We start from the raw sequence: 13797 nt of genomic DNA, 5'->3' as shown, positions 1-13797 counted from the left end.
AGTACACAAAGAACAATTTAATTCTATTAATTGTGGTTGTGCTTATTTACTAATTTTAGTTGCTGTTTTAAAAAACTTAAACGACTGATGCAGTTATGATTGTACTTGCTCAGACTTCTTCCCAAAATCCTTTGGAAAAATCAACAATCGTGACAAAATCAATCCCGGGATCGTTGCTAAGAAAACCCAGATAAAGAAATTGCCATACCCTAGATACTCCTGAATAAATCCGCTTGCCATTCCCGGAAGCATCATTCCTAATGCCATAAAACCTGTCGCAATAGAGTAGTGGGAAGTCTTGGATTCGCCTTCGGCAACATAAATCAAATACATCATAAAGGCAGCAAAACCAAAGCCATAACCAAATTGCTCAGCAATCACAGTGGCATAGATGTAGTACACGCTTGCAGGATGAAAATGAGCAAGCAATACAAAACCAATAATGGGTAAGTGCATCGCCAAAATCATGGGTAACATCCATTTCCCTAAACCGTCTTTTGAGATGACGATACCACCAATGATTCCTCCAACCGTTAAGGAGATGACACCAAATGTTCCATAAATAATCCCAACATCTTGGGTTGTTAAACCCATTCCGCCTAAATTGATATCATCAATTAAAAAAGGCGTTAGCATTTTAAGCAATTGTGATTCTCCTAAGCGAAACAATAAAATAAAGGCAAGTACAATTCCGATTTGCTTCTTTTGAAAAAAGCTCGAAAATACCGTTGCAAAACTCGCTTTCTCAGCTTCAATAGAATTTTTTACAATTGCTTTTTCAGTTCTGGGAGTGGCAAAATAATTGTAGATCGTAATTAAAGTCATTAATAAACCTACGATGATCATAGTATACGACCAGGCTTTTTGCTTGTCGCCATATTCTTGTTCGAGATAACCTCCAATAATAACGATCAAACCATTTCCAGTAAGCATAGAAAGACGGTAAAAAGTACTTCTAATTCCTAGAAAAAAGGATTGCTGATCTTTCTCTAATGCTAATAAGTAAAAGCCATCACTGGCCACATCATTAGAAGCCGAAGCGAAAGCAGCTACCCAAAAAACCGCTAAACTAATAACAAAAAAGTGATTCATGGGAATCGACAATCCTACAATTAAAAAGGCAATAGAGATGAGCAATTGCATGGCCAAAAACCATTTCCTTTTAGTGGCATAAAGATCAATAAACGGACTCCACAATGGCTTGATTACCCAAGGCAAATACAATAAACTGGTATAGATACCAATGTCTTCATTGTTGATTCCCAAATTTTTGTACATGATTACCGAAACCGAGATGATAATGGCATAAGGTAGACCTGATGCAAAATTCAGTACCGGAATCCAGTACCAAGGTCTATTGTCTATTTTCGTCATTTAAAGAGCTTTGAATGGTTGGTGTTTTAGAAGCTGGTTTAAGAACAGTAGCTTTACTTTCATTACCGTAAAAATCAATAAAAGTAAGCGCATAGCGGCTGTTTTTTTCTAAATTATTTTTTTTAATGACGATACTGATGCTGTCTTTCTTTTCTTTAAATGCAATTTTGTCAATAATTTGACTTGGATTACTAATGTCTATTTTGGCATCATTTTTAGCCTCATACACCATTACATAACGCACTTTAGAATTCACTGGATAATTTAAAGTATAAGTAGCGGTAGTTCCTTCTTCCTTACTGTCACATACGGTTGGAATATCATTTACTACTTTTCTCGAATTAGGAACTACATAAGGTAGCGCAGGATACTTATACTGATTATCCATGAGCAGTTGGGTAACCGCTTTATTGTTTCTAACAAATGATTTGGCACTAAAAAAGGCATTTCCACCGATGTTTTTGTAAGATCTGGTGACATCAATTTGGTTCGGAATTTCAGTTGGATTGAACCATCTGCGATCAGAATCAGTATTGATCTTGTAACTTCCATTACCAATATAAACGGCAGTGTTTTTAGAGTTTTCTGCCCACCATTTTAGTAATTTAGTGTATGATGCCGTGCGGTGATCCATGCTCCAGTACAATTGCGGTAAGATGTAATCTACCCAGCTGTACTCCATCCACGCCATAGGATCTGCAAATAAATCATCATAATTAGTTTGGCCGGATTGTGTATCAGAACCTTTTGGATCTACTGATTTGTTTCGCCAAACCCCAAACGGACTAATTCCGAATTGAACCCATGGTTTTTCATTTTTAATGGCAAAAGAAACATATTTTACAAAATTATTGACATTGAGACGTCTCCAGTCTTCAATCGTCATTCCGTTTCCATATTTTTTAAAAGATGCACTGTCGTTAAATTCTTCTCCTTTTATTTTGTACGGATAAAAATAGTCATCAAAATGAATGGCATCGATATCATAATTTTTTACTACCTCATCCACTACAGCAATTAAATGCGTTTGTACTTCAGGTAAAGCTGGATCGTAGTAATATTTTCCACCATATTTAATCATCCACTCTGGGTGTTTGTAAAAATCATGGTTGGGACTTAACACAGCAGTATTCAGATCCATTGTAGCGCGATACGGATTTAACCAAGCGTGGAATTCAAATCCTCTTTTATGCGTTTCATTGATCATCCATTCTAATGGATCAAAATAAGGACTTGGTGCCTTACCTTCCTTGCCTGTCAAATACTTAGACCAAGGGGCTAGTTTAGAGGGGTAAAAAGCATCTCCGACACTTCTAATTTGAACGATAACAGCATTGTAATTGAGCTTTTTATAAGTATCTAGAATTTCGATAAAATCTGCTTTTTGGTTTTCAACTGGGTCGGCACCGGCTTTTGGCCAGTCAATATTGACTACGGTTGCAATCCAAACGGCTCTGAACTCGTTTTTTGGAGCAACAACTTTCTCTTGGGCATTTCCCACAGTAAAGGAAAGTAATAGAAAGAATAAAAAGGCTAGTATGCTGTTGTTTTTGGTCATTCTCTAGAAGTTTTTATAAAGGTCAAAAATAGTTTTTTTAGTGAATTTTATCTGCTATATGTGCAATAAAAATAAACTACTCTATTTACTGCAATTTCTTTGCCAAAGCTATTTAATTAAAAAGTATAGTGGAACATCTTATTGTTTTAAAAGCGCTGAAAATTAATTACATAAGGTACTAGTTAAACTTTATACTTTGAAAAATAATTTTTTAGTATAAAAATACCAAAGCAATAATGACCATAAACTCGCGTAAACTATAGCATATAGCAACGATGCTGATTTCTCATCATTAAATAAGGGTGTAATCCAAAACTGATATGCATAATTTAAAACTGTGGTTTGCTTGTCAATTTGCTCTGGGTTTTGAAATTTTATCATTCCTAATGCACGTGGAATTATGCCTGACATAAAAAATACAATCATGGGATTTACTCCCCAGATTATGAAAAATAAGAAAACCTTTTTTAATGCTTTTACTTCTGTTAAATAATGGATCAGCGTGAGTACGAATAGTCCCAAGCCAGCACTATACAGCACATAGGAACTTGTCCATAATGCTTTGTTTAGTGGGAATACCAACGACCAGAGATAGCCGACGCTTGTCAAAATAGTGGCGATAAAGAGCATCGCTTTGCTAATAGCTCGTTTAGGTTCCTTACTATTAATTAAACTTCCTATTAAGATGCCTATCACGGCAGTTGCTACTGCAGGAATGGTACTCAATATACCTTCAGGATCCCAAGTTTTTGTAACACTATACATATGTCCCTCTAATAAAAAGCCATCTAACCATGAAGCTAGATTGGTTCCTTCACTATAATTTGGAGTCCCTATTCCGGGTACGGGTATTATCGTCATTAGCGCCCAGTATCCTACCAATAGTGCAATAGCAATCCCAATTTGAGTTTCTAAATCAGCTATAAGATAGATAATGGATGCGATTAAATACACTACTCCAATGCGCTGTAAGACGCCTGGTAATCGAACATCTTTAAAATTGTCAAGGCCGCTGTACGCCAAAAAAAGTAAAATAATGAAAATAGAAGCGGCTAAGAGGAATTTAACTTTTGGTTTAAAATTCCCTAATAAAGCATAACCAACTAAAATAGTTATTATAATTCGTAGCAATAATAGAACTATTGGATCAATCCCATCAAAAGTAATGCGACTGAAGAAGTTTAAAAATAAACCCAGACTTATAATTCTGAGTGAACGGGTGACTATCTTTAGAAATGTTTCTTTGTTCCAAGTTTTTACTGGCATAGCCAATGGAATTGCAATTCCTAACACAAAGATAAAAGTAGGGAAAACCAAATCAGTAGGAGTGAAGCCATGCCATTTAGCATGTAACAACGGACTGTAAACAGCGCCCCAATTACCAGGGTTGTTGACAATAATCATTAACAACACGGTCATGCCTCTTAATATATCAACTGAAATTATTCTTTCTTTTAGCATGGTATTTAATGGTATGATGTTAGAAAGCTGTAATTAAAATGTAAAGTTAGCTAGTAAGTACACTACTTTTTATTTAATTATGGATTCATAAATAATTTTTTGAATGTCTTCTCGTATTTTCCCTTTTGCTAAGGTGTTTCCTGCTGCGCTCACTTCTGGATAGGTTCTATTAGATAGAAAAATATAGACAATTTCGTTTTCAGGATCTGCCCAAGCCATATCACCCGTAAATCCCGTATGACCAAAGCTAGAAGCCGATGCGCATTGACAAGTAGGCCCGTCAGCTCCCAATCTTTTATCAAAGCCTAAACCTCGTTCTACACCCTCTGTACAATAATAACAGTTATTAAAGGCATCAAATGTTGCTTCAGAAAAATAACGGTGGTTGCCATAAGATCCTTTTTGTAGATACAACTGCATCATTTTAGCCACATCCATTGCATTAGAAAAAATGCCTGCATGTCCTGCAACTCCACCTTGCATTGCTGCTGCCATATCATGAACATAACCTTGTACTACCTGATGTCTAAAATAGTTATCAACTTCAGAAGGAGCAATTCCTTTTTTATCAAACTTTTGTAAAGGATTGTACAACGTGTTGGTCATCCCGACGGAGTTGAAGAAATTTTCTTTACTCAGGCTAGCTAAATCTTTATTGGTTACTTTTTCTAGATATTCTTTCAAAATTATAAAAGTAAAATCGCTGTACCGGTATTCTTTTTTTGTTGCCAAAGGAGTGTCTGCTATGATCTTCATAATGGTATCTTGGTAATCCGTTCTCAAAAATAAATTGTCAGCCACTTTTATAGAAAATTCAGCACTAGCATTTTTTCTATAATATTTTTCTAAGGGTTGATTATCACTGTCTACTGTTGCTTTGTAAAATGGAATCCACGCTTTGAGTCCTGCATAATGAGTCAATAAATCTTTAAAGATAATATCCTTCTTATTGGTGTTATTAAAATAGGGAAGCATCGTACCCAAACGACTGTCTAAGCCCACTTTCTTTTGGTCAAACAATTGCATCACGTTTGGAAGAGTGGAAATCATCTTGGATAATGAGGCCACATCATAGAGATCACTATTTGATACTGCAACGCTGCTGTCATAGGTATGATGTCCATAGGATTTTTGAAAAACAACGGTTCCTTTTCTCGCTACCAGTACTTGCATTCCTGGTGCCATTTTCCCATCAATGGCTTTTTGAGCCACGGCATCAATTTTGGCTAGAATTTCAGGATTCATATCCCTGTTTTCAGGCGCAGTGAAACCTAAACGATTTAATTTTTGCGTAGTTATTCCCGTATTGGCAGGAAAAGTAGAATGGATTGATACAGGTAATTTTCCTTTGGCCTCAATAGCACCAAACATTAATTCGGCAGCTACAATTTGAGATATTTCTGAATTTTGATAGGCGACTACTACGCCTTCAATATTTTCAAATGATGGAATGGTTAGTAGTGAATAAGGTTTAGTGAAAACCGTTAAAATCACATTATTGTGCTTGGCGATTTCTTGTATGATATTCAATTCTGTTGCTGAGAATTCGTGATTTTCCCAAGCTTTATCTTTTTTATGAAAACCAATGATAACAGTATTAAACACCTTTAATTTAGCATTAAGCTGCTCGATATTTGAATCAGTGATTTCTGTTACATCAGTATACTTTTTTAAGGTCGCTAAAAAGGCAGTATGATCAGCATCACCTAGTTTGACATAAGCTATTTTTTGATTGAGCTCTTTTATAGGAAGTATTTCTTGTTTATTTTGGACTACTGTAATAGCATTTTCAAACAGTTGATATTGAAGTGCGTCTTTTTTAGAAGCATTCAAATCCGAATACAAATTGGTGGTATCTATTGGCGTATAGTTATTTAAACCTGCTTTGAATTTGTAATGCAATATCTTTTTCACAGAATGAGCAAGCCGCTTTTCTGTAATCGTTTTCTCTTCGTACGCTTTTTTAAGTTTTTCTATTGCTAGCGGTACATTTTCTGGGCAGAGTAAGATATCATTTCCAGCTAAGAACGCAGCTAGATCCACTTCGCCAGGACCTTTAAAATTACTTGCACCTTTCATTCCTAAAGCGTCCGTAAATATCAGACCTTTAAAGCCTAATTTTTTTTGAAGTAATTTGGTAACTACTTTATAAGAAAGTGAAGTCGGGTGGTTTTCCCTAGGCTCTAAGCTTGGAATATTAAGGTGTCCAACCATTACGGAAGCGAGACCTTCATCAAAAAGTTGTTTGTAAGGATACAATTCAACTAAATCTATTCTTTTTTTGGAAAAATCAACAGTAGGTAAGGTTTTGTGAGAATCAGTTGAAGTATCGCCATGTCCCGGAAAATGCTTACCAGTGCTAAATACTCCTTGGCTTTGCTGTCCTTTCATTAATGCTGATGCTTTATCAGCAACATTTATTTTGCTTTCGCCAAAAGACCTGTTGCCAATAATCGGATTCTTAGGGTTAGTATTGATATCAATTACCGGAGCAAAATTAAAATGGATTCCCATTCTTTTATTTTCCTCTCCCATTTTTTGACCGACCTTTTCTATTAATTTAAGGTCTTGAATAGCACCTAGAGTCATGTTCCAAGGGTAACGATAGGTAGAGTCGATACGCATGTTTAATCCCCATTCTCCATCAATAGCGATGAATAAAGGAACCTTTGAGTTGGCCTGATAACGATTAGTTAAAAGAGCCTGACGAACTGGCCCTCCTTGAAAGAAAATAATTCCTCCTACTTTATAATCAGTAACTAATTTCTCTGTGGCTTTTTGATGGGTTTCCTCTTTATTAGAATAGGCTGCGATCATAAAAAGCTGGCCTATTTTTTCATCAATTGTCATTGAACGATACAAATTATCAACCCATTTGTTTTCTATATCTGAATCTTTCGCAAATGGTTTTTGTATGTTTTTATCGTGTTGAACATATTTTTTAAGATTGTCTGCAATGCCAACTTCTTCTAATTTAACTGTCTTTTTATAATTAGCACAATTGAGCAATAGAAAGAATAATACAGAAGTGGTTCCAATTTTTAATATTTTATTTTTCATCTTATTTATTATTTCAATGATTGGTGCTAGATTACAATTAGGGATTTAAAAAAGTTGCTTTTCAGAAGCTTGTGAACTGCTTACATATAAGCCGATGTAGGTTAGTAAACCATTGATAATTATTAATTCGTTGTCAAATACATATCCATTGAAAAGTACTTTAGAATTTTCGTTGAGTAAAAAGGTGAATAGGGGAGCTAAGAGACAAATTATAGGTACTAATTTATCTTTTACAATTTTAGATTTTTGAAAAAGACCAAAAGCGTACAAACCTAATAATGGACCGTAGGTGTAACTCGCTACTTTAAAAATCATGCCCACTACAGAGCTATCATTTATCATATTAAAGAGTACAATGACAATAAATAGAATCACTGAAAATGCCAAGTGAACAAAATGCCTGTTACGTATATTGTTTTTATTTCCCATATTTTCTGCTTTATCCATGGCTAAAAAATCAACACAAAAAGAAGTTGTTAAAGCAGTCAAAGCCGAATCAGTAGTGGCAAATGTGGCTGCGATTAGCCCTAATAAAAAGACAATTGAAGGAACAATAGACAAATGATTTAATGCAATTTCGGGAAATAGTAAGTCGGTTCTAGGTTTTTGTGTAAGGGTATCCACTGGTATTGCAATACCATTCTTGTTTGCATAGATATACAATAACGCTCCTACACTAAGGAAAAAGATATTTATTATTACAAAAATAGCAGTAAAACTAAGCATGTTTTTCTGAGCCTCTTTGATGTTTTTACAACTCAGGTTTTTTTGCATTAAATCTTGATCCAGTCCTACCATGGCAATTGTTACAAACATTCCACCTAGTATTTGCTTTGCAAAGTGGTATTTATTGGTCATAAAATCATCAAAGAAGAATACTTTAGAATACGCACTGTTCTTTACTTCCTTAAATGCTTCGATAGCATTTAAGTCAAGACTATCACAAATAAAATAAATGGTTAAAAATACTGAGGTCACTAAAAAGAATGTTTGCAGTGTATCAGTAATAATTATTGTTTTTAAACCGCCTCTATAAGTATAAGAATAAATGAGTAGTAGCGAAATCAATACAGTCACCGCAAAAGGGATGTTGTAAAAATCGAAGACAAAGCGTTGTAAAACAATCACGACTAAATAAAGTCTAAAAGCGGAGCTCACTGTCCTACTGATCAGGAATATACTGGCTGCTGTTTTATAACTATAATTTCCCATTCTTTTCTCTATATAGCTATAGATAGAAGTCAGGTTCATGCGGTAATAAAGCGGTAATAACAGCTTGGTTATGATAATAAAACCTATGGCGTTGCCTAGTACAAACTGAAAGTATTTAAATTGTTCTCCACTTGGGGCGCCTACTTCTCCAGGTACAGAGATAAAGGTAACACCAGAGAGTGCCGTACCAATCATCCCAAAAGCTACTAAATACCATTTTGAATTTTTATTAGCTTTAAAAAAAGCCTCATTGCCACTGTCATTTTTACTAACATAATGAGAGATGAAAAAAAGCACGCCAAAATAGATGATAATAAGAATTAGGATTGCACTTGGAGTCATTTAGGAAGTTTTTTGTAATAGGTTACTGCATTATTTGGTAAAAAATGGATTTAAAAATTTATGACCAAATCAAACACTGTCAGATTATAAAAAAGTTATGAGATTTGTTATAATTTTAAAGGACAGTGTTTAATAAGATCAAACCAAACCAACTTATTGTTTTTAATAGTAATCAGACTGAAAATAGTTTCTTATACTGTTTTCATAGCCATAAGTACTGCGCGAACGCTTTTATGTTCTTCAAGCAGTTCTGCTGCTTTTTCTTTACTAATGTGTAGTTCTTCAACGATCATTTTGATTCCTCGCTTAACTAGTTTTTTATTCGATAACTGCATGTCAATCATTTTGTTACCATAAATGCGTCCCAGTTTAATCATTACCGATGTGGAAATCATATTTAAGGCTAATTTTTGAGAGGTTCCAGCCTTCATTCTTGTGCTTCCGGTAAGAAATTCAGGGCCTACAATTAATTCGATGGGAAAATCAGCAATTTCAGAAATTTTACTCTGGCTGTTGCAAGAGATACTTCCCGTGATCATGTTGTGTTCTTTCGCTTTTTGTAGTCCGCCTATAACATACGGTGTATTTCCCGAGGCCGCAATTCCAATAATTACATCCAAATCTGTAACAGCAAAAGCCGCCAAATCCTTCCATGCCTGGTCAAAATCATCCTCAGCATTCTCTACTGCTTTTCTAATAGCGGTATCACCTCCAGCAATAATTCCTATAATCCAGTCGTCTGGTACACCAAAAGTAGGAGGGCATTCTGAAGCATCAAGAATACCTATTCTGCCCGAAGTTCCTGCTCCAATATAAAAGAGCCTACCACCTAAATTCATTTTGGCAACAATTGCATCGACTAATTTTTCGATGTTAGGAATTTGTTGTTCTACCACCTGAGCCACTTTTTTATCCTCGGCATTGATGTTAACGAGTAATTCTTGCGTACTCATTTTGTCCAGGTGTGTATAGAGTGATTCTTGTTCTGTATCGAGATTGTTTTTTTTCATTTTTTGTATCTAGTATTAAAATCGGGGGTCATTGTTTAAAGGGCAATAAAAGGTACTGTAGTATAACTGATAATTAAAAGTAGAGCAGGTACTGTTTTCTCATTTCTTTAAATTCAGTTACATCTTTTGACCATGTTTTTCTTATTTCATTTTCAGAAAGACCCTTTTCTATTTGTTGCTGGAGCTTTTTATTACCAGCCAATTTTGTAAAAAAAGAGTTGAAAAAGTGAGATTTGTCAGCTGTTTTATGATAGGCATCTAATAGCCATTTTAGTTCTAATTGTGAAACTTTTTTTATTTGTGTTAGATCTTTTCCGTAACATTTTTTTCCATTGTGCATCGGGTTCTTAGCGCCGAAATTTGGTTTTGGAATAAAGCTGAAGTTGGCTTTTTGTATAAATGGAGAGCCGTAAATTTGGAATTGTTTCTCGGTACCACGGCCAACACTTACGTTAGTTCCTTCAAATAAACATAAACTCGCATATAAATTGATAGACTGATCGTTAGGCAAATTAGGAGAAGGTTTTACAAGCAAGCTATAGGCCATTTCTCTAGAATAATTGCTGCATGGAATCACCGTTAGTTGGCATTGTATTCCGTTTTTTAACCATTTTTGACCATTAATCATTTGGGCATATTCTCCAATAGTCATACCGTGTAGCATAGGTATAGGATGCATGCCGACAAAACTTGCATATTCCGGTTCCAATAGTGGACCATCTACAATGCTTCCATTAGGATTAGGACGGTCTAAAATTAGTAAAGGGATATTGTTTTCAGCGCAAGCTTCCATCACATAATGCAAAGTAGAGATGTACGTATAAAAACGAACGCCTACATCTTGTAAGTCAAATACCATCATTTCAATGCCGTGTAATTGCTCCGCTTTTGGCTTTTTATTATCTCCATATAATGAAATGATGGGAAGAGCTGTTTTTTTATCTCTGGAATCTACTACATGTTCTCCAGCATCTGCTGTTCCTCTAAAACCGTGCTCAGGAGCAAATATGGTTTGTATTTTTATCTCTTTTTCTAAAAGGAAATCTACTAAATGAATTTTAGTACTTAAAATTCCCGTTTGGTTGGTGACAATGCCTAATTTTTTATCTTTAAGTAGCGGGAGGTACTTTTCATAATTATCCGCTCCTGTTTTAATCGCTGATTTTGGATTGATCCATTCGGAATTTACTTTGTTTTTTAAAGGCATTGCGCTAATGGCAATGGGAGCAATAAAAAACAAAATAAAAGCAACTTTTCTAAAATAGGTGTCCATAGTGATTGTATTGTAGTAGTTGATAATTAAGGCTTAAAGTCAGGGTAAGCCGAACCACTCTAGCAAAACTAGAGTGATTCAATCCCATTAAATTTTAGGTAAATTATTTATTAGTGTAATAGGTCAATACCGGAATATTAGCTGTGGTACTTGGCAAACCATTTGACAGTCCACCAACATATCCTCTACTATAATACGTATATATTCTACCTTTTCTTGGGGTAAAAGTAGATTTAGCGACAACAGTTGTTGTCCCCACATTTCTTAGCTGAACTTCATATGTTGCAGATTCAGAATCAATGATAGGAGTAATAGGAATGAAAACTTCATTTCCTTGTAAATATTTTACCCCCGTGTAAATCACCGCATTAGAATTAAGTTCTTTTATAGATAAATCATATCCAGCAGTTGGTGAATTAGGAATCACATTGATAAAACGAATATACGCTTTTGTAGCATCCTGATTCGCCACTGATAAATCATCCTTAATTGTATAAGCAGAATAATTTGGGGCAATTCCTACTATAAAAGTGGTATAATTCTTTTTAGCTTCAACCGTTAACGGCGCTGTAAATAAGGTACTAGCAACAGCAGTTTGCGTAGCTGGTATTTCAACTTTCATGCTTTTAGTTCCCGAAGGCACAAGCGCATAGTTTATAGCGGCAGGATAGCTATTACCATAACTCGTTCCTAATGGCAAGCCTGAAGCAACAGTTACACCAGTTGTTTTCACATCATCTAGGTACCAATTAACGGTAAAATTACTTCCATTAGGACCTACTGCTGTATGTTGAAATTTTACTAAAGCTGCAGTTTCAGATACACTTTCTTTATACGGTGAAAAATTAGTTTCATCTCCGCATGAGGAAAAGAGCCCCATTGAAAGTACTGCTATACCTACATATTTAGTAATTGTTATTTTTATATTTTTCATTTGAAATTTATTTAAAATTAAAATAATTACGGTTTAGAGAACCACATTTCTTGAGTATGGTAATCTGCTTTATCTGCTCCAATTGCTTCTAAGGCAGCAAAGTTCCAAACGTACTCTGAGTTGTATCTAGGTCGCACTCTGTAAGCCGGTTTTCCATTATTATCAGTAGAGACTGCAGTAATAGCAAGTGTTTCATAAACTAAGGGATCATAATGGTATTTTCTCATATCTGTCCAAGTTTCCACATAGCCATATCCAAAAAGTGCAATATACTTTTGCATCATAATGTGTTTTAACGTAAGGTTTGCCGCTGTAGGAACTACATTGGGATCGCTTAAGAAAGCTGTTTTTTGAGCAGCTGTTATTAAGGTAGCAGTAGGAGCTGTAGTAGACACTACCGTATTTCTATTTACCATATCAATACTTCCGGCAATTCCTTTTTTGTAGGCATCTAACGCAGTCGCTTTATCTCCTTTTTTAAAGGCAGCTTCCGATTTAATAAATTGCAGTTCTGCATAGGTCATTATAGGGAAATCAGCTGTGTTTCTAAACAAGTACCTTCCAGCAGTAGAAGAGTTTCCTGAAGTGATCGTTCCCCATAAATTTGGAATACGAGTTGCAGCAACTGTTCCAGCAGATGTGTTTAAAGGGTTTCCTCTAAAAACACCGTCTGCGGATGGTGAAAGTACATTAGCCATACGGGGATCTACCGCTGTAAAAACTGTTCCATCCATAGCGCGAACTACAAAATCTGTTTGACGAAAACTAGATAAGTTGTTACGACTTGGTCCAAAAAAGTTAGTATCCGAATTGGCAATTCCTGAAAATTTAACATAGCAATCATCATTAATGCTCGCTAATGATTTATTTACATAATCAATAACTTGGTCAGGATTATAACTGGATTTATTACTCAAGTTGTTAGCATTTCTAGCCAATATACCGTAAGCAAATTTGATCCATTTTGATTTATCACCATTGTAAATTAAATCTCCTTTTGCTGTATAACTTGCTTCTGATTTTCCATCAGTGCGTTCTAAATCAACAATTCCTTCTTTCGCTAAACGAACAACTTCTTTATAGGCATCTTCTTGTGTACCATAATCAAAAGTAAGTCGGGAAGTAAATACCTGATCAAACTTGATAAGGTCAGAGTGATAGTCTGTAGCCACTTGCCAAGTCCAAGCTCTGATTGCCTTAGATAAGCCTACAATATCGTATCGTTCATTTTTCTTTGCCACATCCATGGCTTGGGTTAAGTTTAAACCGATAGAATAATATGCCATTTTCCATATTTCACCACCAGCATCACTGTTTGGAGTATAACCGTATAGATCCCAAGCGTAATTTGATGTAGTATGAGAAAAATTCTGAGTGTACTTACCTAAATATCGAGCATCATATTGAATCCCTAAAGCCATAGAAGCTTGGATGTTTGGTAAAAGGTAAATAGGCTCTGTAATAGTTGGGAAGCTTGGATTAATATTTACATCTGCTATTTCATCACGATTACACGCTGTAAGTAATAGAGTTGCTACTGATACAGCTATATATTTTGTTATGTTTTTCATTT

The 13797-nt window shown here is 35.2% G+C and carries 9 protein-coding genes; all 9 read right to left on the bottom strand.

Features of this window, described 5'->3' with window-relative positions:
* Positions 1–93: 93 nt before the first annotated feature.
* The 9 genes from ACEN2K_RS03850 to ACEN2K_RS03810 all read right to left on the bottom strand — a co-directional run bounded on the left by ACEN2K_RS03850 (position 94) and on the right by ACEN2K_RS03810 (position 13795).
* Positions 94–1374, bottom strand: a complete 1281-nt coding sequence (locus tag ACEN2K_RS03850; RefSeq protein ID WP_441758002.1) for an MFS transporter — start codon at positions 1372–1374, stop codon at positions 94–96.
* Positions 1355–2932: a glycoside hydrolase family 10 protein gene (locus ACEN2K_RS03845; RefSeq protein WP_441758001.1), complete on the bottom strand. Its 1578-nt coding sequence runs from the start codon at positions 2930–2932 to the stop codon at positions 1355–1357. The genes ACEN2K_RS03850 and ACEN2K_RS03845 overlap by 20 nt, the downstream gene beginning before the upstream one ends.
* 189 nt (positions 2933–3121) lie before the next feature.
* Positions 3122–4393, bottom strand: a complete 1272-nt coding sequence (locus tag ACEN2K_RS03840) for an acyltransferase family protein (RefSeq protein WP_441758000.1) — start codon at positions 4391–4393, stop codon at positions 3122–3124.
* 69 nt (positions 4394–4462) lie between these two features.
* Positions 4463–7453, bottom strand: coding sequence for a glycoside hydrolase family 3 N-terminal domain-containing protein (locus ACEN2K_RS03835; protein ID WP_441757999.1), 2991 nt, complete (start codon positions 7451–7453; stop codon positions 4463–4465).
* Between the two features lie 45 nt (positions 7454–7498).
* Positions 7499–9007, bottom strand: a complete 1509-nt coding sequence (locus tag ACEN2K_RS03830; RefSeq protein WP_441757998.1) for a sodium:solute symporter — start codon at positions 9005–9007, stop codon at positions 7499–7501.
* 191 nt (positions 9008–9198) lie between these two features.
* Positions 9199–10017 carry an N-acetylmuramic acid 6-phosphate etherase gene (murQ, locus tag ACEN2K_RS03825; protein WP_441757997.1) on the bottom strand — a complete coding sequence of 273 codons (819 nt, stop codon included), beginning with the start codon at positions 10015–10017 and terminating at the stop codon, positions 9199–9201.
* A 73-nt stretch (positions 10018–10090) separates the two neighbouring features.
* On the bottom strand, positions 10091–11290 hold the full coding sequence (locus ACEN2K_RS03820) for an exo-beta-N-acetylmuramidase NamZ family protein (protein ID WP_441757996.1): 1200 nt from the start codon (positions 11288–11290) through the stop codon (positions 10091–10093).
* A 103-nt stretch (positions 11291–11393) separates the two neighbouring features.
* On the bottom strand, positions 11394–12224 hold the full coding sequence (locus ACEN2K_RS03815; RefSeq protein WP_441757995.1) for a DUF4397 domain-containing protein: 831 nt from the start codon (positions 12222–12224) through the stop codon (positions 11394–11396).
* Between the two features lie 26 nt (positions 12225–12250).
* Positions 12251–13795 (bottom strand): SusD/RagB family nutrient-binding outer membrane lipoprotein, encoded by a 1545-nt coding sequence (locus tag ACEN2K_RS03810; RefSeq protein WP_441757994.1) that lies wholly within the window; start codon positions 13793–13795, stop codon positions 12251–12253.
* Positions 13796–13797 lie beyond the last annotated feature (2 nt).

The sequence above is a fragment of the Flavobacterium sp. W21_SRS_FM3 genome, from assembly GCF_052113625.1.
In the GTDB taxonomy this organism is placed as follows: domain Bacteria; phylum Bacteroidota; class Bacteroidia; order Flavobacteriales; family Flavobacteriaceae; genus Flavobacterium.
This window is presented reverse-complemented; position numbering and strand designations above follow the sequence as displayed.